Genomic DNA, 24984 nt, shown 5'->3' on the forward strand with positions numbered 1-24984 from the left:
CTCCCGCGCTCAGCGCTTACGGGCCCGGCTCGGCTGGACCCTGGACGGCTCCCCCGGCATCTTGGGGTGGTCGGGCGGATAGGGCATGTCGCCCAGCCCTTCGTCGGCCTCCTGACGGTCCGCGAGCTCCAGAACGGATTCCAGCCCGAAGGCATGGTCCGTCATGTCCGCGTGCACATCGCCGAGTTCGGCGAACCGCGGGGGGACCGTCCGCAGGTCGAAGTCCTCGGGCGCCGCGTCCGGCAGCTCGTCCCAGCGCAGCGGAGTGGAGACGGTGGCCCGGGGCCGGGCGCGCAGCGAGTAGGCGGAGGCGATGGTCCGGTCCCGGGCCATCTGGTTGTAGTCGACGAAGACCTTCGCGCCGCGTTCTTCCTTCCACCAGGCCGAAGTCACCAGCTCCGGCATCCGGCGTTCCAGCGCTCGGGCCAGGGTGATCGCGGCCCGTCTGACCTCGGTGAACGTCCAGTGGGGCCGGATCGGCACATAGACGTGCACCCCCCGGCCGCCGGACGTCTTGGGCCAGCCGCGCAGCCCGTGCTCCGCCAGCAGCTCGCGCAGGAGGCGGGCGACCCGGACGGCGTCCGCGAAGTCGGTGCCGGGCTGCGGATCGAGGTCGATCCGCAGTTCGTCGGGGTGCTCGGTGTCACCGCGGCGGACGGGCCACGGATGGAACGTCAGACACCCCAGGTTGGCCGCCCAGAGGACTGCCGCGGGCTCGGTGGGACACATCTCGTCGGCGAACCGTCCGCTGGGGAAGGCGATCCGGGCGGTGGGCAGCCAGTCCGGCAGTCCCTTGGGCGCGCGCTTCTGGTAGAAGAACTCACCCTCGACGCCGTCGGGGAAGCGCTGCATGGTGGTGGGACGGTCCCGCAGCCCCCGCAGCACCCCTTCGGCGACCGCGAGGTAGTACTGCGCGACATCCAGCTTGGTGAAACCGCGCTCCGGGTAATACGTCTTGTCGGGGTGCGACAGGCGCACGGTGCGCCCCGCGACCTCCAGTTCCACAGCTCCGGCTCCGGCCATGACTCCACGCTAGATTCCGGGCGCCGCCGCCGCGCGCCGGGAAGGACGACGGCGATCGGCGGCCTGCTCGGCTCCGGCCCCGGCGCGCGGGAACCCGGCCCAGCCCTCAGGATCGGGACCATGGACCTGCCCGTCATGCCTCCGGTCTCCCCCATGCTCGCGAAGCTGGTGACCGAGATCCCGGCCGGCATGCAGTACGAGGCCAAGTGGGACGGCTTCCGCGTCATCGTCTTCCGGGACGGCGACGACATCGAGATCGCCAGCCGTACGACGAAATCGCTCACCCGCTACTTCCCCGAGGTGGTCGTGGCGGCACGGGCCGAGCTGCCGCGCCGCTGCGTCATCGACGGCGAGATCGTCATCGCCCATGACGGCCGGCTGCACTTCGAGGAACTGCTGGAGCGCATTCACCCGGCGGACTCCCGGGTCCGCACGCTCGCCGAGCGGACGCCCGCGTCGCTGGTCGCCTTCGACCTGCTGGCGCTGGGCTCCGACGCACTGGTGCACGAGCCGCAGTCGGCGCGCCGGGAAGCCCTGGTCGAGGCGCTGCGCCCGGCTCGGACACCGGTGTACACCGCTCCCGCGACAACGGACCGGGAGCTGGCACGCAGCTGGTTCACCCAGTTCGAGGGGGCGGGCCTGGACGGGGTGGTCGCCAAGCCGCTCGGTCTGCCGTACCGGCCCGGCGACCGCGCCATGTTCAAGATCAAGCATGTCCGCACCGCCGACTGTGTGGTCGCGGGCTACCGGCTGCACAAGAGCGGGCCGGTGGTCGGCTCGCTCTTGCTGGGCCTGTACGACGGCGACGGGCAGCTGCAGCACGTCGGGGTGTGCGCCTCGTTCCCGATGGCCAGACGGCGCGCGCTGGTGGAGGAGCTGGCGCCGCTGCGGACGGACGACCTCCCGGGCCATCCGTGGGGCCGGTGGACCGATGAGACGGCGCATGCCTCGCGGCGGATGCCCGGCGGGCCCAGCCGCTGGAGCGGCGGCAAGGATCTGTCGTGGGTGCCACTGCGCCCGGAGCGGGTGTGCGAGGTCGCCTACGACCACATGGAGGGCAGCAGATTCCGTCATACCGCCCAGTTCCGCCACTGGCGCCCCGACCGTACGCCGGAGAGCTGTACCTATGCCCAGCTGGAGGAGCCGGTGGGCTACGACCTGGGCCGGCTGCTGCCGGGCTGAGGGGACGGGGCGGCGCGCCGGTGGGCGCCGGGCGCCGGATCAGATGTGGTCGCCGTCCGGCGGCCACCGGCGCCGGCTCTCCCCCGGCGCGAGCCGGTCCACCACTTCGGCCAGTTCGCCGCAGGCCAGTTCGATCTTGCGGCGGATGCTGTTCTGCTCGGTGACGATCGCCGACAACAGCAGTGCGGTGAGCGCCGCGGACGCGTTGAGGGCCTGCAGATTGACCATCGCCTCCACAAGGCTCTGGCCCTCGAACGGTCCGGTCCGGGCGGTCGCCGCCCTGATGGCCAGGACGGACACCAGCAGCACACAGGGCGCGGCCCCCGCCAGCTGAAAGCGCAGGGCCGCCCACAGGATCAGCGGAAACACCAGGAAGAGCAGCGACAGCTCGCTGCGCGTCGCCACGAGCGTCACCACCACCGTGGCGGCCGCCAGGGCTGCCGCCTCGGCCCACCGGTAGCCGGGGATGCCCCGGGGCCACCGGATCGAACGGCAGGCGAGGATGAGCGGGGTGACGACGAGGATGCCCATCGCATCGCCCACCCACCACGCCACCCAGGTCCGCCAGAAGCCGCCGCCCGGCAGCGCTCCTTTGGCGTAGAGCATCCCGGTGCCCAGCGTCGCGCTGATCAGCATCCCGGCGAAGGCCCCGAGGGCGACCAGTGCCACCCCGTCACGCAGCCGGTCGAGTCCGACCCGGAAGCCCACCCGCCGGAGCATCAGGAAGGAGCACACCGGGGCCAGGGTGTTGCCCGCCATGATGCCGAGGACCGAGACATCGAGGGGGTTGATCGTGGCGACGACCAGGAGGGTGCCGAGCGCGATGCCCGGCCAGGTCCGCAGGCCCAGGAGGAGCAGACAGCTCAGGGAGATGCCCGTCGGGGGCCACAACGGCGTGACCACGGCACCCGCGATGACGACCTGCTCCAGCAGACCGATCCGGGCGGACGCGTAGTAGACGCCGGCGAGGCCGAGGATCGCCAGGGCTGCTGGTGCAAGACGGCGGAGTTCCTCGGTGCGCACCACATCAGCCATCAGACAACGCCGAGGGCCGGGCCCCGGCCGCGACACGCACGCCCGGGGCCGCGCTTCACCCGGCCCCGGGCGCGGCCGCGTCGAAGCGCAGCACGATCACCGCGGAGTCATCGGTGTGCCCGGTGAACTCGGCCACGCTCATCGCCGCGTCGGCCACGGTGGCCGGGTCACCGCCGGCATGCGCGCTGACCAGTTGGGTCACCTGCGTGAGCCCCGCCTCTATCGGGAAGGAAGGTCCCTCGACCACCCCGTCGGTGAGCAGCACAAACGCTCCCGCCGTGGCGAACCGGCGGTGGGTGACCGGATATTTCTCGCCCGCCATGATGCCGAGCGGCAGGCCTCCGGGGTCATCGGCGAGGCCGGACCGGCCGTCGGTGGTGGCCCAGATGCCCGGTACGTGACCGGCCCGTGCGCTGCACAGTTCCCAGGTGGCCGGATCGAAGCGGACGAAGGTGCAGGTGGCGAAGAGCCCGCAGTCGACCGAGAGCAGCAGGTCGTTGGCCCGGCTCAGCACCTCTCCCGGGTCCGCCGCCTGGCCGGCGACGGCGCGCAGCCCGAAGCGGATCTGCCCCATGAACGCAGCCGCCTCGACGTCGTGGCCCTGTACGTCGCCGATGCAGAAGGCGAGCGACCCGTCGGGCAGCGGGAAACCGTCGTACCAGTCGCCCCCGATGTCCAGTCCGTGCCGGGCGGGTGCGTAGGTGGCGGCGGCGCGCAGCCCCGGAACCCCCGGCAGCCCGGCCGGCAGCATCTCGCGCTGCAGCGCCTCGGCCAGCTCGACCCGGGCCCGCTGCTTCTCGGCGCCTTCCCGTGCCTGGGCGGTCAGCCGTCCGAGCGTGGTCAGCAGATCGTCGGCGCTCGCCGACCGCGGGGGACGACGCCGAAGCATGGAGCGCTCCAAAGTACATCGGTGTACGGACCGGGGAGCGCGCTCCGCACGGCAGTCCGCGGTGGGCGCCCGACCTGGCCTCATGGGCTCCCTACCGGGGAGCCCGCCTTTCCCGATTCATCTTATTTGTGGGGGGTGACTTCCGCTTGACGGCCGGGGGAGGCGAGCGGAAGGGCGGCGCCGCGGCCGACGGTTCCTGCCGGGCTCCGTCGCACACCGGCGGGCCGGCGCCCTCCGGCTGCGGAGGGCGCCCGCCGCGGCGTCGGTGATCGTGCCGGGGGCCGGCGCACTCCGCAGCCGGACGGAGCTGCGGAGCAGCCCCTTGCGGCGGCGCCTGGACGCCCTGACCCGCCCGTGCTGCCCCTCCCCTGCCCCGGCGCCGAGCCTCGGCTCAGGCCTCAGCGGGGCGGGACAGCACCAGATGCCGGACGCCGGACCGTACGGCCCAGAAGAAGACCGCGAACGCGAGGGCGGCCACGGTGATCGAGTCGTACGGTGCCGGGAGCCGGCCGGAGCCCTCGAACGTGCCCAGCCAGGAGACCACCGTCAGGGCGATGAGATAGACCACCAACCAGGCGCCGGTGCGGAGTTCGGCGCCGAGCGGGCGGCTCGGGCCGGCGCCGTCGCTTTCGACGCGTACCCCGGGGCGGCGCATGGCCAGGAAGATCAGCAGGCCGCCGAGCACCAGGGGCAGCGCCAGGCGCAGGTCGTGCCAGCCCGACCAGTAGACGAACTCGCTGGACACCACGAAGCTGAGCGGCGCGATCCAGCGCAGTCCCGGGACCCAGCCGGCGGTGTGGCCGCCCGGCTCCGCGCGGAACACCGCGACCGCGACCGCGGAGGCGGCATAGATCAGCAGATACATATCGCCCATGACGCTGACGATGTCCTGCCAGCCGCCGAACGGCAGCAGAAAGATCACGATGACGACGAGGTTGATCGCCAGGGCCCGGCGCGGGACGCCGAACCGCTCGTTGACCTTCATGAAGTACCGGGGGATGGTGCCGTTCTTGGCGAGCGCGTAGGTGTGCCGCGCGTCGATCGCCACACCCACATACGCCGAACCGCCGGGCGAGATCACCGCGTCCGCGTAGAGCAGGCTGGACAGCCAGTGCAGATTGAGGATCAGGGCGAGCTGGCCGAACGGTGAGTCGAAGGAGACTCCCTGCCAGCCATGGCCGAGCAGATCCTCGGGGACGGTGAAGAGGAACGCCAGTTGCAGGGCCAGGTACATGATGACGGCGAGCCCGATGCCGGTGAGGACCGCGGCGGGAATCGTCCGGCGGGGGTTGCGGGTCTCGCCCGAGAAGTCCAGGGGCGCCTGGAAGCCGTTGACGGAGTAGACGATGCCGCCGCCGGCCAGCGCGGTGAGACAGGCGACGTAACCGTAGGGTGCGAAGCCGCCGTGGTCCGTCAGACGGCCGGAGTGCCAGCCGGAGGCGATCAGCGCGATCACGGTGACCACCGGAACGACGATCTTGAACACCGAGATCAGGTTGTTGAGTTGGGCGAACATCCGCACCGCGAACCAGTTCAGCGCCGTCAGCACGACGCTGAGCCCGGCGGCCAGGGCCAGCCCGGCGGCGGTAAGGGTATGGCCGTTGTAGATGCCCGGGAGGTAGTGCGCGGCGTACTGCATGATCGCGCTGATCTCGGCCGCGGTGCCGCCCACCGACAGTATGGTCGACCAGCCGATGAGGGTGCCGACGAGCCGGCCGCTGGCGAACAGCGGCCAGCGGACCGTGCCGCCGCCCTCCGGCCGGGACGCGCCGAGTTCGATCATGACCAGGGCGACCAGGCCGCACAGCAGGCCGGCCCCGACCCAGGAGAGCAGCGACGCGGGTCCGGCCGTCTGTGCCGCGTACATGGCGGCGAACAGCCAGCCGGAGCCGACGATATTGGAGAAGCCGATCCCCGTCAGGCCCCAGAACCCCAGATCACGGCGCAATCGGCGCTCCTGCGCCAGCACTTCCGGCGGGCCGGCCCCGTCGCCCCCACCTGATACCTGACGCTCCGTCACGAACACGGCCTCCTTGATTCGCTGTTCCGGCTCGCCGGACCCTACTCGACGTTCGGCGAAGAGGAATTTCCCGTTCCACCAGCGGACACTTCCTGCACACAGTCACGGGGCGGACACTCAGCGCATTGCTGACGTGCTGCTGCTCAGGGGCACAGCCCGGGTCCGTCCCCCCTCGTCCACGCATGATCAGAAGCGTAAGAGGTACCACTGACAACGCGCTCGGCCCGGCCTGGCACCGGCCATCCCCGCGTCGCCGACGACCCCCGACAACGCCAACGCCGCCGGGAGCGCGACACGGACAACGGCGTGGGCGTCGTCGGGAAGGAAAGGGCCTTCAGCCGACCTGGTCGACCAGGTCGACCTGGTCGACCAGGTCGACCGGGACGCCGAATGCCGTCGCCAGGCCCTCCCGCCCGGCGTCGGTGAGATGGACGACCCGGCGGTACTTCCCGTGCCGCAGCCACTCCAGGGCGAAGAGCCGGGCGGTGAGGGCGGCACCGAGTGCACCGGCCAGGTGGTGGCGCTGCTCGCCCCAGTCGACGCAGTAGCGGACGGATGCCCGGCGGCGGAGGTGGTCCGTCCCGACACCGAAGGCGGCCAGCTCCTGGCGGCCGTGCGGCGTGAGGACGTAGGCGACCCCGGGGGAACCCGCGCCCCTGTCCGTGGAGCTGCCGTCCGGACTGCGCAGGGCGCCGGACGTGACGCCGGTGCGGTCGTCACCGTCCGGCGGGGGCCCGCCCGCCCGGGAAGGGTTCAGCCGCAGATCCAGCAGCCCGACCAGCATGCGGTGTGGCGGGCGTGGTAGCGCCCGGGGTGGCGATGCCGGTCGGCGGGCCGCTCGTCCGCGTGACCGCGCTCGGCGTCACCGCGCTCGGCCAGGGCACGCAGACCGGCGAGTTGGGCGCACAGCACGACGCTGATCGCGGCGATTTCCTCGGGCTCGGCATGCCCCTTCTCGATACGCAGCCAGCAGGCGGGCGGGTCGTCGGGCGCGGTACTCGCGCCGGGGGGCGCGGCGCCCTCGACGACCGGGTTCTCTCCGGCGCCCGCGCTCCCGCCGGCGGGAGCTGCCTCCCCGGTCGGCGCGCCCTCCCCGGTGGCCGTGCTCCCGCCGGTCGGGGTGGCCGCGCCGACGGGTACGTTCTCGCCGACGGCCGGGCCGGTCTCCCCGGCCGGGGCCTCGCCGACGGGCGTGCGCTCGTCGGTGGAGGTGCACGCGCCGGGGGCCGTGCCCGCCTCGGGGGATGTGCCGTCCCCGGCGGGTCCTGCCTCGCCGATGACTGTGCTCGCGTCGGTGGATGTGCTCATGTGTGGGGGTCCATGGGCTCGGTGGTGGTGCGCGGTACGTGACGGGCTGCCCCGGCGTTGCGCTGTGCGGTGTCCGGGCAGGTCACAGGGCCGACGCTAGAAGCGCTCCGGGCCCCTGTCGCGCGGGAGGCGCGTCAGATGCGCCATTCGGACGACCGGCCCGCGGCCAAGGCGTGATATCCGCCGCCGAGGCCGTGTTGCTCCCGGTCGTCGCGTCGTGGGCGACGAGCATCGCGCACAGGTTTGGTGCAGGCACACGGCTGCCGGACGGCGCAGTCAGGATGGGCGGGACGATGAGATGTGATCAGGACGGCGACGAACGGGCCCCCGTGCGGGACGACGGGCGCCGGGGCTTTTTGAAGTGTGCGGCGGGGATCGCCGGTGTGGCGGCCGCGACCGGGCTCGGCACGGAGGCGGCAGCCGCTCCGGCGGGCCGGTCCGCAGACAGGTTCCGTGACCACGCGGAACTGCTGCCCGACAGGGTGCCCTTCCACGGGCACCATCAGGCCGGCATCGTGACACCACAGCAGCTCTTCGCCGGTTTCGTCGGCTTCGATGTCCTGGCCGAGAGCCGTGAGGGCCTGACCGGGCTGTTCCAGAAGCTCACCACGCGCTGCCGGGTGCTGGCGGCCGGGGTGAAACCACAGGACGAGCAGGTCGCCTCGGAGCGGCCCACCCCCGACTCGCTCTCCATCACGCTCGGCGTCGGCGCCTCCCTGTTCGACGACCGCTTCGGGCTCTCCGGACACAAGCCCCGCCACCTCAAGGCCATGCCCGCGTTCCCCGACGACCGGCTGGAGCCGGCGCGCTGCCACGGCGACCTCTCCCTGCAGATCTGCGCCCAGCATCCGGACGCCATCGTCCATGTGCTGCGCGATCTGGCGCGGGAGACAGACGGACTGCTGCGGCCCCGCTGGCGCGCGGACGCCTTCCTCAACCCTTCGCGGCCCTCGGGCTCACCGCGCACCTTCATCGGCTTCAAGGACGGGATCGTCAATCCGGACACCGGCTCGTCCAGGGAGATGGAGCGGCTGATGTGGGTCACCCCGCCCTGCGGGGAGCCGGACTGGGCCCTGGGCGGCAGCTACCAGGTGCTGCGTCTGATCCGCTTCCACATCGAGAAGTGGGACAAGGTGCCGGTGGCGCGGCAGGAGAGGATCTTCGGTCGGCGCAAGGCGAGCGGTGCGCCCCTGGACGGCCGCAACGAGTCGGATCCGCCGAGGTACCGCGAGGATCCGCACGGCAGGAAGATCCCGCTCGACTCGCACATCCGGCTGGCCAACCCGCGCACCGAAAAGACCGACAAATCCCGCTTTCTGCGCCGGAGTTACAACTACGACCGGGGATTCGACCACTCGGGACGAATGGACCTCGGACTGGTCTTCTGCGGCTACCAGCAGAACCCGGAGCGGCAGTTCGCCACCGTACAGCGGCGTCTGCGGCACGAGCCGCTGTCGCAGTTCATCACGCCGATCGGCGGCGGCTACTTCTTCATCCTGCCCGGGGTGCGGGACTCCGACGACTGGTTCGGCTCCCGGCTGCTGCAGAAACCCTGAGCAGGGCTGCGGACACGGACCGAGGGCGGCGCCGAACCGGCGCCGCCCTCGTCCGTACCCGGGAAGACCCGCTCAGCAGATCCGCGGCAACTGCTCGCCCAGCGGCAGATCGACCACCCGGGTGCCGCCCAGCGGAGTGCGGGCCACCACCATGCCGGGGTGGGTCGCGACGGCCTCGCCGATGATTGCGGCGCCGGTGCCCAGGGGGTGCGCTCGCATGGCGTCCAGGACGGCATCGGCGTGTGCGCGGGGGACGAAGGCCACCAGTTTGCCTTCGTTGGCGACGTACATCGGGTCCAGGCCGAGGATGGCGCAGGCGTTGGCGACGGCCGGCGGGACGGGGATGGCCCGTTCCTGGATGACGACGCCCGTGCAGGAGGCGGTGGCGATCTCGCACAGTGCGGCGGCCAGGCCGCCGCGGGTGGGGTCGCGCAGTACGTGCAGGTCGGGGGTGACGGCGAGCATGGTCTCGACGAGGCCGCCGAGGGCCGCGCAGTCGCTCTCGATCTCGATGCCGAATTCCAGGCCCTCGCGGACGCTCATGATCGCCACGCCGTGGAGGCCGATGTCCCCGCTGACGATCACCACATCGCCGGGGGCGACGCGCTGCGGGCGCAGGTCGACGCCCGCCGGGATCAGCCCGATCCCGGCGGTGTTGAGGTAGACACCGTCGCCGTGGCCCGCCTCGACGACCTTGGTGTCGCCGGTGGCCACCTCGACACCGGCGGCCCGTGCGGCCGCGCCCATGGCGTCGGCGACACCGGCCACCACCGGCATCTCCACGCCTTCTTCCAGGATGAAGCCACAGGAGAGGTAGGCGGCCCGTGCGCCGCTCATGGCAAGGTCGTTGACGGTGCCGTTGACGGCGAGGTCGCCGATGCAGCCGCCGGGGAAGAAGAGCGGCCGGACGACATAGGAGTCGGTGGAGAACGCGAGACGTACGCCGCCGAGGGTCACCGCCGCGGAGTCGCCGAGCTGGGCGAGGATCTCACCGCCGAAGGCGGGGGCGAAGATCTGCTGGACGAGTTCGGCGGACAGTGCGCCGCCCCCGCCGTGCCCCATCACCACGCGGGGCTGGTCGCGCAGCGGGGTCGGGCAGGTCCAGCCGGAGATGTCGACGGTGGGCAGACCGCGGTCGGCCGGTGTGGGTCCGCCGTGGGTGGGGCCGCCGCGGGTGGGTCCGCCGCGGGTGGGGCCGCCGCGGGTGGGGCCGCCGCGGGTGGGGCCGCCGCGGGTGGGGCCGCCGGGGGTGGGGTGGACGGTGTCAGACAACGGGGCTCGCCTCCTGTGGGGTGGGCGTGGTGCCGAGTCGGCGGTAGAGGTAGTAGGCGGCGCAGGCGCCCTCGCTGGAGACCATGGTGGCGCCGAGCGGGGTACGCGGGGTGCACAGGGTGCCGAAGGCTTCGCACTCGTGCGGCTTGATCAGTCCTTGGAGGACTTCGCCGCTGCGGCAGGCGGCGGGTTCCCTGGTGGTGATGCCGCCGACGGGGAAGCGGTACTCGGCGTCGTAGTCGCGGTAGCGCTCCGACAGCCGCCAGCCGCTGGCGGGGATGGTGCCGATGCCGCGCCAGGAACGGTCGGTGACCTCGAAGACATCCGCGAGCATGGCCTGGGCCGCCGGGTTGCCCTCGCTGCGTACCGCGCGCGGGTAGGCATTCTCGACGGTGTGTTCGCCGCGCTCCAGTTGGCGGACGGTGCGGCGGATGCCCTCCAGGATGTCCAGCGGTTCGAAGCCGGTGACCACGATCGGCACCCGGAAGCGGTCCGCGAGTGCGGGGTACTCCCCCGTGCCCATCACACTGCACACATGACCGGCGGCGAGGAACGCCTGCACCCGGCAGCTGGGCGACGTCATGATCGCCTCGATCGCGGGCGGCACCCGGACGTGCGAGACCAGCAGGCTGAAGTTGGGGATGCCGAGCTTGCGGGCCTGATGAACCGTCATGGCATTGGGTGGAGCGGTGGTTTCGAAGCCGATGCCGAAGAACACCACCTCGCGGTGCGGGTTCTGCTGGGCGATCTTCAGCGCGTCGAGCGGGGAGTAGACGACCCGGACATCGCCGCCCTGACTGCGCACCTGGAACAGGTCCCGGTCGCTGCCGGGTACCCGCAGCATGTCGCCGAAGGAGCAGAAGATCACATCGGGGCGGGCGGCGATCTCCAGAGCCTTGTCGATGGCCTCCAGCGGCGTCACACAGACCGGACAGCCCGGACCGTGGATCAACTCGACCTCATCCGGCAGCAGTTGGTCGATGCCGTGGCGGATGATGGTGTGGGTCTGACCGCCACAGACCTCCATCAGCGCCCAGGGCCGGGTCACCGTGGACCGGATGTCGTCGAGCAGCCGGCGGGCGATCTCGGGGTTCTGGAATTCGTCGAGGTACTTCACCGGCCTGCCTCCTGCGCTCCGTCGCCGGCCGCGACCGCGGGTGCGGCGGCCACCCCCGCGCCTGCCCCGGCGGCCGCCCCGTCCCATCCCGGTGGCGCGGCAGCCGCCTCCCAGGGGTCGCCGAACTCCTCCTGCAGCAGGCCCAGTTCCTCGAAAAGGGCCAGGGTCTTCCGGGCGGATTCCTCGTCCAGCCGCTGCAGCGCGAAGCCGACATGGACGATGGCGTACTCGCCGACCTGCAGGTCGGGGACGTACTCCAGGCACACCTCCTTGACCACACCGCCGAAGTCGACGGTGGCCATCCGGGTGCCGTCCCGTTCCTCGATGTCCAATACCTTGCCGGGTACCGCCAGGCACATGGGCCTCTCCTCGTCGTGAGTACGTTGCTTGTGCCGCGCCGTGGCGCCGCTCAGCGCGCGGCGGCTCCTGCGGTGCGCGCCGCCACGACGATCTGGCCGAGCGCCAGTCCCCCGTCGTTGGGCGGGACGCGGCGGTGGCGCAGGACGGTGAAGCCGTCCTGCCGCAGGAGGCGGGCGGTGGCCTCGGCCAGCAGGGTGTTGGCGAAGACGCCGCCGGTCAGTGCCACGGTCGTCAGGCCCGCGCGCTCCCGGGCCAGCGCGCAGCCGCGCCGGACGAGGTCGGCGACCGCGGTGTGGAAGCGGGCCGCGATGAGCGCCGGGGCGGTGCCCGCGCGCAGGTCCGCGACGACGGCGGTGAGCACCGGGGCCGGGTCGGCGACGGTGTCGGCGCCCGCCCCGCCCGGCGGTGCGGCGCGCAGCGCGAACGCATAGCCGGGTCCGCTGTCCTCACCCGCGGTCAGGGCCGCGGCTTCGAGCGCGACGGCGGCCTGGGCCTCGTATCCGGCGTGGTGGCAGATCCCGGCCAGCGAGGACACGGCGTCGAAGAGCCGTCCCATGCTGGAGGTGGGCACACAGTTGAGGTGGCGTTCGAGCTGCCGTGCCAGCAGCCGCCGCTCCTCGGGCGGGCAGGCCGGCACCGGGGGCAGGTCCCCGGTCCAGTCGATTCCGGCGGCGCGCAGATGGGCCAGGGCCATCCGGTAGGGGCGCCGTACGGTCGTGTCGCCGCCGGGCAGCGGGACATAGGCGAGCTGGCCGAAGCGGCGGTATCCGTCATAGTCGGCGAGCAGGATCTCGCCGCCCCAGACCGCGTGGTCGTCGCCGTAGCCGGTGCCGTCGAAGGCGACGCCGATGACGGGGTGGCCGTCGTGGAGGCCGTGTTCGGCCATGGCAGCGGCGATATGGGCGTGGTGGTGCTGGACGCGTACCAGCGGGCGCCCGTCGGTGTGGCGCTGCGCCCACCGGCCGGAGCGGTAGCCGGGGTGCCGGTCGGCGGCGAGGAGTTGCGGGCGCACCCCGGTGACCGTTTCCAGATGTGCCTCGGCCTGCTCGAACGCGAGCTGGGTGGCCAGGTCGTCCATGTCGCCGATGTGCGCGGACAGCCAGGCGCGGTGTCCTTCGGCGAGACAGAGCACGTTCTTGAGGTCGCCGCCGGCCGCGAGCGCGGGCCGCACCGGCACCGGGAGCGGGACGGGCATCGGTGCATAGCCACGGGAGCGGCGGACGAACAGCGGCTCGCCGTCACTGATGCGGACCACGGAGTCGTCGCACGGGATCCGGATCGGCCGGTCGTGGGTGAGCCAGGCGTCCGCCAGGTGCGCGAGGCGCGCCACGGCTTCGTCGTCGTCGGTGACGATGGGTTCGCCGGCGACATTGCCGCTGGTCATGACGAGCAGCCGGGGGCCCGGCGGGTCGCCGGGCAGGCCGAGCAGCAGATGGTGCAGCGGGGTGTACGGCAGCATGACGCCCAGGTCGGGGCTGCCGGGGGCGACGGCGGCGGACAGCACCGGAGCGTCCGGGGCCGGTACCGGGTGCCGGTGGCGGCGCAGCAGGACGACGGGGCGTACGGGTCCGGTGAGCAGGGCGCGTTCCCGGGCGCCGACGCTTACCAGATGCTCGATATCCGCGATATGACGGGCCATCAGGGCGAAGGGCTTGTCGCCGCGGGCCTTGCGGCGGCGCAGCAGGGTGACGGCGGTGTCGTCGCAGGCGTCGCAGACGAGGTGGTAGCCGCCGAGGCCCTTGACCGCCACGATCGCGCCGTCGGCGAGCAGCCGGCGGGTCTCGGCGACCGGGTCGGGGCCGGGCGCCGGGTGCGGTGGGCGGGTGCGGTCGGCCCTGTCCGCGGTCAGCAGGGACAGCCGGGGTCCGCAGTCGTGGCAGGCGATGGGCTGGGCGTGAAAGCGCCGGTCGGCCGGGTCCGCGTACTCCCGTGCGCAGCGGGGGCACATCGGGAAGCGGTCCATGGTCGTCAGCGCACGGTCGTAGGGGACCGCGGTGACGATGGTGAAGCGCGGCCCGCAGTGGGTGCAGGTGAGGAAGGGGTGCCGGTGACGGCGGTCGGCCGGGTCGGTCAGCTCGGCGAGGCAGGCGTCACAGGTGGCGGCGTCCGGGGAGACCAGGGTGCGGGAGAGGCCGTGGGCGCGCGAGGGGAGGATGCGGAATCCGGCGTCGCCCCGTACGGCGATGTCCTCGCCGTCGACGGCCTCGACCACGGCGAGCGGTGGCGCATCGGCCCTGACCCGCCGGGCGAAACCGGCGAGCGCGGCGGGGGCTCCCTCCACCTCGGCGACGACGCCCTCACCGGTGTTCGTCACATGGCCGCTCAGGCCCAGTTCCCTGGCGAGGGTGTGGACGAACGGGCGGAAGCCGACGCCCTGGACGACGCCGCGCACGGTGATCCGGCGGCGTACGGCGGCTGTCGCGGGGGCCGTCGCGGTGACCCCACCGGCCTGCCCGGTGGTCATGAGCGGCTCGACGCCACGGTGCCGGAGTCGTTCGTGTGCGCATGGCCGCCGTCCTGCGCCCGCGGGGCACGGGCGTGCTCCCCGTCGTGGGTATGACCCTCCTGAGGGTGGCCCTCGTCGTGCGGCCGGCCGTCCTCGGCGTCGTGGACGTGATGGGACTTACGGGTCATGACCGGGATGTGCACCGGCACTCCGTCGCGCGCGGCCAGCGCCCGGTCGACCAGCACCCCGTCCCCTTCGCCGCGGCGCGCCGAGGTGAGGACGACCTCGACGCCGGGGTTGATGCGTTCGACATTGGCGCGGAACTCCGCCTCGTCGAAGGAGACCGCCTCGGCGATGTCCATCTTGGTGACCACGACCAGATGGGCGAGCCCGAAGGCGGTGGGGTATTTCAGCGGCTTGTCCTCGCCCTCGGTCACCGACGCCAGCACGATGCGCAGCGTCTCCCCCAGGTCGTAGGAGGCCGGGCAGACCAGATTGCCGACGTTCTCGATGAACAGCAGCCGGGTGTCGGCGGGGAGCCAGCCGTGGAGGTGGCCGCCCAGCATCTCGGCCTCCAGGTGGCACAGCCCGTCGGTGAGCACCTGTTTGACGGGCACTCCGGAGCGGGCCAGCCGGACGGCGTCGTTTTCGGTGGCGAGGTCGGCGGTGAGCGCCGCGACGGGGATGCCCCGGCTGCGGGCGAGGGTGAGTTCCCGCTCCAGGAGGGCGGTCTTCCCGCTGCCCGGACTGGAGAGCAGGTTGACGACCGCGGTGCCACGGGCCGCGAGGTCCTCGCGCAGGGTGTGGGCGCAGGCGTCGTTCTTGGCAAGGACCGCCTGTTGCAGGTCGACGACACGGCACATGGTTCAGCGCTCCTCGTGAATCGGGACGTGTACCGGGGCGTCGTTCCAGCACACACTGACGATCTGCAGTTCACGGCCGGACAGCAGCTCGGCCGTCGCCCCGCCACATCCGGGGCAGCTGAGCTGTGGCGGCATGCCCACCGGCCAGGTGTCCGCGCAGGGGCCGCAGCGGGCGCGGGCCGGGACGGGGTCGGTGACAAGTTCCGCCCCGGCCAACACCGTTCCGGCACAGGCGAGTTCGAAGGAGAAGGCCAGCGCGTCGGGGACCACCCCGGCCAGTTCGCCGACCTGCAGCCGGACGCTGTTGACGGTGGTGGCCCCGGCGGGCCGGGCCGCGCTTTCGACCTGCTCCACGACCGCAAGCGCGATGGACATCTCGTGCATCGGTCCCTCTCTGGTGCGGGGACGACCGGGTGGCGCTCGGCTTCATTAGACGGCGTGTCCGCAGGACGGCCGCGGTGCCTCGCCGAGGTGGCGCGGTGGCGTACACCGTTCGGTGCAGCGCCGTCCGCTCACATGGACCGGATACGCATATAGCGCTTGATATCAGGCAGTACGGTCTTGATGGCGACGGCGAGCGCGGCGGCGAGCGCCCCGCTCAGGGCGAGCTTCAACATGGTGTCGTGTTCCTCTCACTGGTGTGCGGTCCGGCCACTGCCGGTGCCGGCTCCGGCTCCGGCTCCGCCGCGCCGACCAGCCGCAGGATCAGCCCCACGGCCTCGTCGACCGCGGCCTCGACCGGTTCGCTGAGTCCGATGCCTTCGGCGACATCGGCGGGTTCACAGCCGACGACCAGGACACGTTCCGGGCGCCGGCTGCCGGTGCCCGCGCTGAGCGTGTCGAGCAGCGCGAGCACGGCATCGGGGGTCATGTGGTGGCCGTCGAGCGCGGTGTCCTGCGGGCGGGCGTCGGCCGGCTCGGTGGCGTCGAGGAGGTGGACGGTGCCGGGTTCGCCGCCGCGCGCGGAGGCGTCCACCAGGAGCACCGTGTGGTAGCCGTCGAGCATCTGGTAGGCGAGATGGACGCCGCGTACGCCGATGTCGACGACCTCGACCCCGTCGGGAAGCCGGTGCTCGCCCAGCCGGCGGACGGCCTCCACGCCGAAACCGTCGTCGCCGAGGAAGATGTTGCCGACGCCGGCGATCAGGGTCTTCGCGGGCGGCCCGGCGACGGGGGCTTCGGCGTTCACACGTCCTCCAGCGGAGCGATTTCATCGGGTTGGAAGTACAGGAACCGGCCCTGTTCGCGGCGGATGTCGACGCCCGGGTCGCCCTCCACGGTCACCGCGAGGTGCACCCCGCCGTCGACGTCGTGCAGAACGGCCTCGACATGGGCGGCGCGGCCCTGGAGGAAGAGGTCCTGGGCATCGGTACGGCGCAGACCGGGCCGCAGCAGCACCCGGCTGCCGGCGCCGACCGAGTGCCCGTCGACCGTGATCCGGTCGCGTACGGGATCGACGCTGCGGTCGCTCTCCGGGTCCCACCAGGGCGTGTCCGGCCGCAGGCCCGGTACGTCGGGGGTCAGGTCTTCGGGGGCGGCCGGGCCGGGGCCGGTGACCTCGCGCAGTGCCCGTACGGCGCCGTGCAGTCGCTCCAGCACCTCGGGCGGCATGGTGTCGGCGAGCTCGATGACCTCGGCGGCGCGGGGGTCGGTGCCGCGGGCCTCGCGCTTCTCCTGGTCGGTGAGGGCCGCGGTGCGCAGGGCGAGGATTTCGTCGATCTCCAGGGCGTCGTAGAGCGCGCCGGGACTCTCGGGCGCGATCGCCGGGTGGTCCTCCAGGATGATCGGGGAGGACAGCACCACATCGGCACGGCCGTCGGCGCCGGCGAGCACCGGCCAGGCATGCTCGTTGTGGCAGGCCGCGACGGCGCCCCTGGCCCACTCCGGCGGGTCGGTCATGGACACGAACGAGCCCGCGCTCAGGCCGAGGAGGAGATGGGCGCCGACCAGGGAGTGGGGCAGCGCCGCAGCACGGTCGGCGCCGGCCTCGTCCGGCTGCCAGCCGCTGGTGTTCTCGACGGTCGCGGTCAGCCGCAGCGCCGCGTACGGGCCGTCGAGTTCGCTCGCGGTCAGCCGCACCTGCCCGTGGAGCTCCCCGCAGCGGCGCACCAGCCGGCCGGCGAGATGCCCGTCGGCGTCGTGCACCGGCTCGGTCTCCTCCCGTGCGGGCCGGGTGAACGGGACCGTGACGCCCTCGCCGGTCAGCTTGGAGAGGTCGGCCACCAGCGTGATGCGCTCTTCGGCGCCCTCGTCCCAGGGGACCAGCACCCGGTCGGGCAGTTCGAGTTCCTCGACGGTCTCGAAACCGCCGCCCGGGGCGACGCGTTGGACCGTTCGCCGCCGGGCGTGCAGAAAGCGCAGCTCGGCCGAGAGCCGGGCTCCGGACCGGGGTTCCATGAGGCATTCGGTGCGCTGGAAGGAGTGCTCCGCGCTCTCGGCACCCCAGTGGGGCGGTACCAGGACGCCGAACTGCCAGCGGAGTCTGTTCTTGGCGGCGGAGGCGCGGTACGGGTAGAGCACATAGCCCTCGAACAGCACGGCGTCCGCCACCTGGCGGGCGGTGGCGAAGCGGTCCGCCGTCTCGTCGGGCAGGACGCTGGTCGTCACGGCGCGGTCCTTTCACTGACGGGGCGGGCCGCGGCGCCGGGGAAGAGCCGGGCGCGCGGGGCGGGCGGTTCGGTGCCGTCGGCGGTGGCCAGCAGCGACTCGACGGTCGCCTGCCAGGAGGTCAGGGCGCGCCGAGAGCGGTAGGCGAGCAGTGCGTCGAGGGTTTCGTGCGGCAGCCGGAGCCAGCCGCAGCCGGGAAAGTGCGCCTCGGTCATCTCCTGCCAGACGGCCACCGGCATCCGCACGGACGCTTCCTTGTCCCAGGGCACCGGTTCGACGTGGAAGCCGCCGGCACCGGCGAAGACCGTGCCGGAGAACAGCAGCAGCAGCGGGACCTCGCCGTCGCGCAGCGCATGGAAGTACCGGCCGGCCGCGACGTCCAGGTCGTAGCTGCACGGGACGGGGAGGTCCACCTCGGTCTCCCCGGTGAAGCCGGGGACGACCAGGGAGACCTGGGCGAACTGCAGGGGGTGCAGGGTGCTGCCCCAGCGGGACCGCTCGCCGAACAGGTCGGACAGCGCCTCGGCCTCTTCGGACCCGTAGCCGCGCCGGGCCGGTTCGATACGGAACTGGCAGCGCAGTGCGACGGCGTGCACCCGGGCTTCTTCGGCGGCGGTGATGCGCAGCCGGAAGAGGAGGGTGGGGGCAGCGGCATAGCGGTCGGCGCGTACGCCGGTGCAGACGAAGGTCAGATCCGTCACGGCCGGTCGTCCTCCTTCGGCGCGCGGGCCCGGCGGGCGACCTTGGTGAAGAAGTCGGCCAGTGCGGCACGTGCCTCGGCGCCGCCGTCGAAGCCCTGCCACAACAGGCGCATCCGGCCGACGAGTTCGTAGCAGATGTCGACGGGCACCAGATAGCAGTCGATGCGTCCTTCGCAGCGGCGCAGCAGCAGCGCCTCCACATCGGACCGGAGGAGGCCGGCCAGCCGGCTGGCGGCGAGCACGGTCTCCCAGGTCGACGGGTCGAGTTCGCTCTCCGTGGCGCCGGCCGGGCTGGGGTAGAGCGCGACCAGCCGGTCGAGGTCGGCGTTGCGCAGGAAGAAGGCGACACCGACCGGGATCTGGAGCAGGTCCCAGGCCGCGTCGTCGAGGGTGTGGCCGGAATCGACGAGATAGCGGTCCGGGACCGTACGGAACTGTCCGCGGCCGGCGCCCGGCCGATCGAAGAGCAGCGCGCAGGGGGTGCAGGCGCAGGCCAGTGCGCGGCGTTCGGTGTTGACCAGGTGACGGTGGTTGTGCTCGGCGAGCACGATGCCGCACAGCTCGCAGCGTTCGGGAGCGGGGGGCGCCAGTGTGCGGAAGCGGCGCAGGCCCCGGTGGGCGGCCGGCGGTCCGAGCCGCGGGGGCGCCGTCTGCCGGGCCGTCACGAGGCGGTGGCGGCGGTCGGCGGACGACGGGAGATCTGCAGCAGAGCCGGTTCGGTTCGGGCGTCCGCCGCCTCCCAGTGCACGGAGGTCACCTCGGGCGCGAAGCAGGACACGGCGGCCTCGACGGCCTGTCGGGACTGCTGGTTCGTGCTCGGGCAGCCGCCGCCCCCCACGTCACCGGTACGCAGTCGGAGCGCTCCGCGGTCCGCCTCGAACTCCGCTACCTCGGCGGGGTGTTGCCGGCGGACGCTGTCCAGGGCGCGGTCGATGCGTGCCGCGGTGTCCTCGGGGTGCAGGTCGTGCAGCACGAGCAGGCTGGACACCAGCTCGTCGCGGAGCAGGGCCGCCCCGGGGCCGCCGTCGCCGGTGGCACTGCCGACGAGGTGCATGATCCGGGCGAGTCCCGCGCCGTAGAAGTCCATCAGGAGGCGGACCAGTTCCTCGGCGGCGGCGCTCGCCTCGCGATCGTCGCGCTGCGCGAGGCGGTCCAGTACCTCTTCGACGCGCCGCCCGGTGGCCTCGGCGTTCGGCACGGCGCCCTGCGGCACGGCGCCGTGGGGCGCACCGGCCTGCGGTGCAGCGGCCTGCGGTGCAGCGGCCTGCGGTGCAGCGGCCTGCGGTGCAGCGGCCTGCGGTGCGTCGGTCTGCGGTGCACCGGCGGTCTGCGCGGTGGCGTCGTGTGCCGTGGTGGTGCCCCGGGCGCTCATCCGGACAGCCCGCTCAGGCCGGTGGGCACATGCATCTTCTGCACGGACTTGCCGTTGCCGACGTACATGTGGACGCCGCAGGGCAGACACGGGTCGAAGCTGCGCACCGTGCGCATGATGTCGATGCCCTTGAAGTTCTCCGGGGAGTTCTCCTCGAAGATCGGGGTGTTCTGGACGGCGTCCTCGTAGGGGCCGGGGGTGCCGTAGCTGTCGCGGGTGGAGGCGTTCCACGGGGTCGGCGGGTACGGGTGATAGTTGGCGATCTTCCCGTCCCGGATGACCATGTGGTGCGAGAGGACGCCGCGAACCGCCTCGGTGAAGCCGCAGCCGATGGACTCGTCGGGAACCTCGAACTTCTCCCATGTCTGGGTGCGTCCGGCGCGGACCTCCTCCAGGCCCTTCTCGGCGAAGTGCAGCGCCATGGCGGCCGAGTACGCCTGGAAGTAGGTGCGAGCGCGGTTGCGCTCCAGCGCGTTGCTCCACTTCGGGATCTTCCACTCGAAGCGGGCCTCGGGCTTGGTCATGGAGCGCGGCAGGTCGATGACGACGCTCTGGCCGGTGGCCTTGACGTACGGGGTGTCGACGAGCCCGGACAGCGCGGTGGACCACAGCCGGGCGATCGGGCCGCCGCCGGTGTCCAGTGCCAGATGCTCCTTGCCGTCGAACCAGCGCGGGGACATCACCCAGCTGTACTTGTCGTTGAAGTCCCGCTTCTGCGGGGCGGGGATGGTGTGCTGGTTCCACGGGTGGCGCGGGTCGACGGGGTTGCCGAGCGGGTCGTGGGTGACGAACTGCTCCTGGCCCTCCCAGTCCTGGTAATAGGAGCTGCCCAGCAAGATGCGGATGCCGAGGTTGATCTCGGTGAGGTCGTTGGTGACCAGCTTGCCGTCGACGACGATGCCGGGGGTGACGAACATCTTCCGCCCCCAGTCGGTCATGTTGCGATAGGTGAAGTCGCAGTGGTCGGGGTCGTTGAGCGCACCCCAGCAGCCGAGCAGCACCCGTCGCCGGCCGACTTCCTCGTATCCGGGCAGTGCCTCGTAGAAGAAGTCGAACAGGTCGTCATGGAGCGGGACGACGCGCTTCATGAACTCCACATAGCGCATCAGCCGGGTCAGGTAGTCGGTGAACAGCTGGACGCTGGCGATGGTGCCGACGCCGCCCGGGTAGAGCGTGGAGGGGTGCACATGGCGGCCCTCCATGAGGCAGAACATCTCCCGGGTGTAGCGGCTGACCTGGAGCGCCTCGCGGTAGAACTCACCCTCGATGGGGTTGAGGGAGCTCATGATGTCGGCGATGGTGCGGTAGCCGTGGTCGGCGGCGTGCGGGGCCTCGGTGCGCTGGGCGAGCTCCCAGACACCGGGGTTGGTCTCGCGGACCATCTTTTCGCAGTAGTCGACCCCGACCAGGTTCTCCTGGAAGATGTTGTGGTCGAACATGTACTCGGCGGACTCGCCGAGGTTGATGATCCACTCCCCCAGGTGCGGGGGCTTCACCCCGTAGGCCATGTTCTGTGTGTACACCGAGCAGGTGGCGTGGTTGTCACCGCAGATACCGCAGATCCGGCTGGTGATGAAGTGCGCGTCACGCGGGTCCTTGCCCCGCATGAAGACGCTGTAGCCGCGGAAGACGGACGAGGTGCTGTAGCACTCCGCCACCCGCTTCTGCTTGAAGTCGATCTTGGTGTGGATACCGAGGCTGCCCACGATCCGGGTGATCGGATCCCAGGACATCTCCGTCAGACCGCTGCCGTCACCGGCCGCCTTCGTCTTCGCTGCCATCGTGAGTGCCGTGCCCTTCTTTTGCGCGCGGAGGTGGGGTCGGACGGAGGTCCGGGGGGTGCCGGACTACTGCGGGCCGGGTGCGCTCACCACGGTTTCCGGTAGCCGGTGGTCAGTTGGTCGCCGCGGTGGCGCCACTTGGGCTCGTGATCGACGGTCTTGGCCGTGATGTCGCGCAGCCTGCGGATGACGCTGCCGTACGCGGCGCTGGCGGTGCTGGAGAGCTTGCCGCCGGGCGGCTCGTCCATGAACGGCATGAACTTGTCGGGGAAGCCGGGCATAGTGCAGGCGATACAGATACCGCCGACGTTCGGACACCCGCCGATGCCGTCCATCCAGCCCCGCTTGGGCACGTTGCATTTGACCACGGGACCCCAGCATCCGAGCTTCACCAGACACTTGGGCGAGTCGTACGTGGTGGCGAACTGGCCCTGTTCGTAATAGCCGGCCCGGTCGCAGCCCTCGTGGACGGTCGCCCCGAAGAGCCAGGTCGGGCGCAGCTGGTCGTCCAGCGGGATCATCGGGGCCGAGCCCACCGCCTGGTAGAGCAGATAGACCAGCGTCTCCGAGAAGTTGTCGGGCTGGATCGGGCAGCCGGGCACACACACGATCGGGATCCCGGCCTTGGACGTCCAGTCCCAGCCCAGATAGTCGGGCACGCCCATGGCGCCGGTCGGGTTGCCCGCCATCGCATGGATACCGCCGTACGTGGCACAGGTGCCGATCGCGACAACGGCGAGCGCCTGGGGGGCGAGCCGGTCGATCCACTCACTGGTGGTGATCGGCTGGCCGGTCTCGGGGTCGTCACCGAATCCGCACCAGTAGCCTTCCGGTTTGATGGACTCGTTGGGGATGGACCCCTCGATGACCAGCACGAACGGGTCGATCTCGCCGCGTTCGCCCTTGAAGAACCACTCGATGAAATTGTCCGCGCCCTGGACCGGGCCGCATTCGAAATCGATCAGTGGCCAGTGGACGGCGACCTTGGGCAGCCCCGGCAGCACACTGAGCGCGATCTCCTCAATGCTCGGCTGGGTCGCGGCGGTGAGCGACACGGAGTCGCCATCGCAGCTCAGGCCGGCGTTGATCCAGAGAATGTGGATCGGGGACTCGTCCTCGGCGGACGGCTTTCCGTTCGCAGCGGCCTGGGCGGCCACGCTCGAAGCTGCAGACATGGGGATGTCTCCTAGGCAGATATGCAACGAAAGCGCTCATTCAAGGCTTCCATCCACCTTGGTAACACCGATCCAGGACGGCGGGGCGGTCACAAGGGGCCGTTGCGGTGACACACCACCCGGGCGCCCGGTCCGGCGGGCGCCCTCGTCCCGGCGGAGCACACCGGGAGCCGGACAACCGTCTGCGCGGTCGCCCGGCTCCCTTGTCGCCGTGGTACGGGGTCAGCCCAGGGACCCGGCCTCCAAAGCGGTCACATCGAACCGTCCGCCGCACACCCGCAGGCCACCGCTGCCCGTGGTCATCGACTCCTTGGAACCGGGCGGGTAGACGAAGACGAGCTGCGAGCGGTCCCAGCACGGGGTGTCCGAGACGCCCTCGTTGAGGGTGTGCAGCAGAGCGTGGGCGCTCTGCCCCGGCCGGAGCCGGATGGCTCCGCCGGAGCCGCCCTCGCGGGTGGCGGGCTTGCCCACGGCCGAGCCGTCACGCAGGATCAGCGAGACCCCGGGGAAGCCGCGCAGCGTACAGGTCTTCTTGCCCTCGTTCGTGAAGACGAGGGGGTAGCGGATGTTGCCCGCACCGATGTCGGAGCGGCCCAGACGCAGCGACATCGTGGCGGCGGTGCAGCGGTCCGACGCCGTCATGGCGGACGCCTGGGACTGTGCGGCGCTCGGCGCCTTGCCGGTCGGCTTGCTGCCGGGTGTCGCCTTCGCCGACGACGACGGCCGCTGACCGACTGCGGAGGACTGCGGCTGCGCGCCGGACGACGGTGTGCTGACAGCGGCCGACTGCGGGCCGTTGCCGCTCGCCGTGTCCCGGGACTTCACCGGTGCGGCGGCCGACGAGGGGCGGGTTGCTGCGTCGGGCCCGCCCTGGCAGGCCGTGAGCCCGAGCGCCGCGACGGCGATCAGCGATCCCGCGGCGACACGACGGCCGCGGCCGAGTGTCTTGGTGGTGAGCGACATAAGTGTCCCCCTCGTCTGGTAGGTGCGAGCTCTCGTCGTGGGTGGGTACGGTCCGTCCGGTGCTCATTCCAGCGTGGCGTCGGGCACTGCCGGTCCGCTAACGAGGCACTAACACACCACTAACGGACCTGGGTGCTCGGCACGCCGGTCACCCCATTAGTCGGCATGACCAGCCGGTATGCGGGGTGTGTCGCTCAGAATCGCAGAAAATTCCCGAATTGCGGATGCGGCACCGCCAGGTTCGGCCGTTCCGTCACCCGGGATCACCGGCCCCACGGGCCCCGGAAGGCCCAGCAGCCACGGTGATCCTGCCGGTCGCCGGACCTGCTGCACCCCCTTTCTCCGGCAGGTGCCGAGGTTCGGCGGGTCGGGAACCCGATTGCCGTGTGTTCCACCCGCATGCCGACGGTGTTCCGTATGACGGCCCCGTCGCCGACGACGTCACGCAGAGTGTTGCCGTACACCACCGGGCCGGTGATCGGCGCGCGGACGGTGCCCGGTCCGTCGGGGTGCTCGGGCCGCCGGCCCCAGGCCGGCGAGGTGCACCCGCGATTACCGCCGGGACCACGCTTTCGAGAGGATGGGCCAATGACCGAGATCCGCACCCCCCGCCTCATTCTCCGCCGCTGGACCGACGACGACCTCGCCCCCATGGCGGACATCAACGCGGACCCGGCGGTCATGCGCTGGATCGGCGACGGCTCCGTCCTCGGCCTGGACGAGACCGCCGAGGAGATCGAGCGGTGGGAGGAGGAGTGGGACGACGAGGGCTTTGGCCTCTTCGCCGTCGAACTGCTCGCCTCGGGCGAACTGGCCGGCTGCGCCGGTCTGTCCGTACCCGGGTTCCTGCCGGAGGTACAGCACGAGGTGGCGATCAGCTGGCGCTTCGGCCGGCAGTACTGGGGCCAGGGTTACGCGTCCGAGGCCGCCCAGGCCGTGCTGGAGTTCGCCCTCCAGGACCGCGGCCTCGACCGCGTCATCGCCGTCAACCGGCTCGGCCACGAAGCGTCGGAGAACGTACTGCGTAAGCTCGGCATGGCCTTCGAGCGGGAGGCGACGCATCCGGAGTACGGCCATGCGCTGACGGTGCACAGCATTGATCTCACGGAGTACCAGGGCTGAGCGGGGCACTTGCGGGAGAGGTGGCGGCCCGTCCCCCTGCCCGTCGGTCCCCCTCTGCCCGTCGGTCCGCCTGTCCGCCTGTACGTCAGTCCGTCAGTCCGTGGGAGAGCCACCGCTCGCCGGCGGGCACTCCCTTCCCCGGAGGGTCCGGGGAAGGGGTAGGGCGCCCGTGCGACATACGGCGTCAGGCAT

General features: G+C 71.8%; 24 protein-coding genes. 3 read left to right on the forward strand and 21 right to left on the reverse strand.

The features are described from left to right. Nucleotides 1-9 precede the first annotated feature (9 nt). A complete protein-coding gene (gene ligD / locus ACWGJY_RS13005) occupies nt 10-1023 on the reverse strand; it encodes a non-homologous end-joining DNA ligase (protein WP_453260850.1) in 1014 nt (337 codons plus the stop codon). Nucleotides 1024-1143: 120 nt separating this feature from the next. Here ligD and ACWGJY_RS13010 point away from each other — a divergent pair, with 120 nt between their 5' ends. Next, nucleotides 1144-2205, forward strand: coding sequence for an ATP-dependent DNA ligase (locus ACWGJY_RS13010; protein ID WP_453260851.1), 1062 nt, complete (start codon nt 1144-1146; stop codon nt 2203-2205). Between the two features lie 39 nt (nt 2206-2244). Here ACWGJY_RS13010 and ACWGJY_RS13015 read toward each other — a convergent pair whose 3' ends face one another. The 5 genes from ACWGJY_RS13015 to ACWGJY_RS13035 form a co-directional block, all read right to left on the reverse strand. Next, nucleotides 2245-3231 carry an MASE1 domain-containing protein gene (locus ACWGJY_RS13015; protein ID WP_453260962.1) on the reverse strand — a complete coding sequence of 329 codons (987 nt, stop codon included), beginning with the start codon at nt 3229-3231 and terminating at the stop codon, nt 2245-2247. Between the two features lie 64 nt (nt 3232-3295). Further along, entirely contained in the window at nt 3296-4129 is an 834-nt protein-coding gene (locus tag ACWGJY_RS13020) for a PP2C family protein-serine/threonine phosphatase (RefSeq protein WP_453260852.1), read from the reverse strand. 391 nt (nt 4130-4520) lie between these two features. Then, a complete protein-coding gene (locus ACWGJY_RS13025) occupies nt 4521-6149 on the reverse strand; it encodes an APC family permease (RefSeq protein WP_453260853.1) in 1629 nt (542 codons plus the stop codon). A gap of 334 nt (nt 6150-6483) precedes the next feature. Continuing rightward, nucleotides 6484-6933 (reverse strand): hypothetical protein, encoded by a 450-nt coding sequence (locus ACWGJY_RS13030; RefSeq protein WP_453260854.1) that lies wholly within the window; start codon nt 6931-6933, stop codon nt 6484-6486. Beyond that, nucleotides 6903-7457 (reverse strand): acyl-CoA carboxylase epsilon subunit, encoded by a 555-nt coding sequence (locus ACWGJY_RS13035; RefSeq protein ID WP_453260855.1) that lies wholly within the window; start codon nt 7455-7457, stop codon nt 6903-6905. The genes ACWGJY_RS13030 and ACWGJY_RS13035 overlap by 31 nt, the downstream gene beginning before the upstream one ends. 293 nt (nt 7458-7750) lie before the next feature. Here ACWGJY_RS13035 and ACWGJY_RS13040 point away from each other — a divergent pair, with 293 nt between their 5' ends. Further along, nucleotides 7751-9013, forward strand: a complete 1263-nt coding sequence (locus ACWGJY_RS13040; protein WP_453260856.1) for a Dyp-type peroxidase — start codon at nt 7751-7753, stop codon at nt 9011-9013. A 72-nt stretch (nt 9014-9085) separates the two neighbouring features. Here the strand turns inward: ACWGJY_RS13040 and hypE are convergent, their stop codons facing one another. From hypE to ACWGJY_RS13115, 15 genes are all read right to left on the reverse strand, one after another. Beyond that, the gene (gene hypE, locus ACWGJY_RS13045; protein ID WP_453260963.1) at nt 9086-10141 is read right to left on the reverse strand and encodes a hydrogenase expression/formation protein HypE; all 1056 of its coding nucleotides are present in this window, start codon (nt 10139-10141) and stop codon (nt 9086-9088) included. 136 nt (nt 10142-10277) lie between these two features. Then, complete coding sequence (hypD, locus tag ACWGJY_RS13050) at nt 10278-11402, reverse strand: hydrogenase formation protein HypD (protein WP_453260857.1); 1125 nt, start codon at nt 11400-11402, stop codon at nt 10278-10280. Continuing rightward, complete coding sequence (locus ACWGJY_RS13055; RefSeq protein ID WP_453260858.1) at nt 11399-11761, reverse strand: HypC/HybG/HupF family hydrogenase formation chaperone; 363 nt, start codon at nt 11759-11761, stop codon at nt 11399-11401. Before ACWGJY_RS13055 ends, hypD begins: the two co-directional genes overlap by 4 nt. A 50-nt stretch (nt 11762-11811) precedes the next feature. Further along, nucleotides 11812-14226, reverse strand: coding sequence for a carbamoyltransferase HypF (hypF, locus tag ACWGJY_RS13060; RefSeq protein ID WP_453260859.1), 2415 nt, complete (start codon nt 14224-14226; stop codon nt 11812-11814). Then, nucleotides 14223-15071 carry a hydrogenase nickel incorporation protein HypB gene (gene hypB, locus ACWGJY_RS13065; RefSeq protein ID WP_453260860.1) on the reverse strand — a complete coding sequence of 283 codons (849 nt, stop codon included), beginning with the start codon at nt 15069-15071 and terminating at the stop codon, nt 14223-14225. The genes hypF and hypB overlap by 4 nt, the downstream gene beginning before the upstream one ends. Nucleotides 15072-15074: 3 nt before the next feature. Then, nucleotides 15075-15455, reverse strand: a complete 381-nt coding sequence (locus ACWGJY_RS13070) for a hydrogenase maturation nickel metallochaperone HypA/HybF (RefSeq protein ID WP_453260861.1) — start codon at nt 15453-15455, stop codon at nt 15075-15077. A 128-nt stretch (nt 15456-15583) separates the two neighbouring features. Further along, nucleotides 15584-15688: a DUF6893 family small protein gene (locus ACWGJY_RS13075; RefSeq protein ID WP_453260862.1), complete on the reverse strand. Its 105-nt coding sequence runs from the start codon at nt 15686-15688 to the stop codon at nt 15584-15586. Then, on the reverse strand, nt 15682-16260 hold the full coding sequence (locus ACWGJY_RS13080; RefSeq protein WP_453260863.1) for a hydrogenase maturation protease: 579 nt from the start codon (nt 16258-16260) through the stop codon (nt 15682-15684). The genes ACWGJY_RS13075 and ACWGJY_RS13080 overlap by 7 nt, the downstream gene beginning before the upstream one ends. Then, nucleotides 16257-17678, reverse strand: coding sequence for a hypothetical protein (locus tag ACWGJY_RS13085; protein WP_453260864.1), 1422 nt, complete (start codon nt 17676-17678; stop codon nt 16257-16259). Before ACWGJY_RS13085 ends, ACWGJY_RS13080 begins: the two co-directional genes overlap by 4 nt. Continuing rightward, complete coding sequence (locus ACWGJY_RS13090; protein ID WP_453260865.1) at nt 17675-18379, reverse strand: DUF6084 family protein; 705 nt, start codon at nt 18377-18379, stop codon at nt 17675-17677. Before ACWGJY_RS13090 ends, ACWGJY_RS13085 begins: the two co-directional genes overlap by 4 nt. Continuing rightward, nucleotides 18376-19044 (reverse strand): DUF5947 family protein, encoded by a 669-nt coding sequence (locus ACWGJY_RS13095; RefSeq protein WP_453260866.1) that lies wholly within the window; start codon nt 19042-19044, stop codon nt 18376-18378. The genes ACWGJY_RS13090 and ACWGJY_RS13095 overlap by 4 nt, the downstream gene beginning before the upstream one ends. Beyond that, nucleotides 19041-19592 carry a hypothetical protein gene (locus ACWGJY_RS13100; protein ID WP_453260964.1) on the reverse strand — a complete coding sequence of 184 codons (552 nt, stop codon included), beginning with the start codon at nt 19590-19592 and terminating at the stop codon, nt 19041-19043. Before ACWGJY_RS13100 ends, ACWGJY_RS13095 begins: the two co-directional genes overlap by 4 nt. Nucleotides 19593-19747: 155 nt before the next feature. Beyond that, nucleotides 19748-21532, reverse strand: a complete 1785-nt coding sequence (locus ACWGJY_RS13105) for a nickel-dependent hydrogenase large subunit (RefSeq protein ID WP_453260867.1) — start codon at nt 21530-21532, stop codon at nt 19748-19750. A gap of 86 nt (nt 21533-21618) precedes the next feature. Further along, entirely contained in the window at nt 21619-22707 is a 1089-nt protein-coding gene (locus tag ACWGJY_RS13110; protein WP_453260868.1) for an NADH-quinone oxidoreductase subunit B family protein, read from the reverse strand. A gap of 222 nt (nt 22708-22929) precedes the next feature. After that, on the reverse strand, nt 22930-23670 hold the full coding sequence (locus ACWGJY_RS13115; RefSeq protein WP_453260869.1) for a DUF4232 domain-containing protein: 741 nt from the start codon (nt 23668-23670) through the stop codon (nt 22930-22932). A gap of 588 nt (nt 23671-24258) precedes the next feature. On the opposite strand from ACWGJY_RS13115, the gene ACWGJY_RS13120 reads away from it, so the two are divergent. Next, nucleotides 24259-24792 (forward strand): GNAT family N-acetyltransferase, encoded by a 534-nt coding sequence (locus tag ACWGJY_RS13120; protein ID WP_453260870.1) that lies wholly within the window; start codon nt 24259-24261, stop codon nt 24790-24792. Nucleotides 24793-24984: the final 192 nt, after the last annotated feature.

The sequence above is a fragment of the Streptomyces sp. NPDC054765 genome (genome assembly GCF_053612065.1).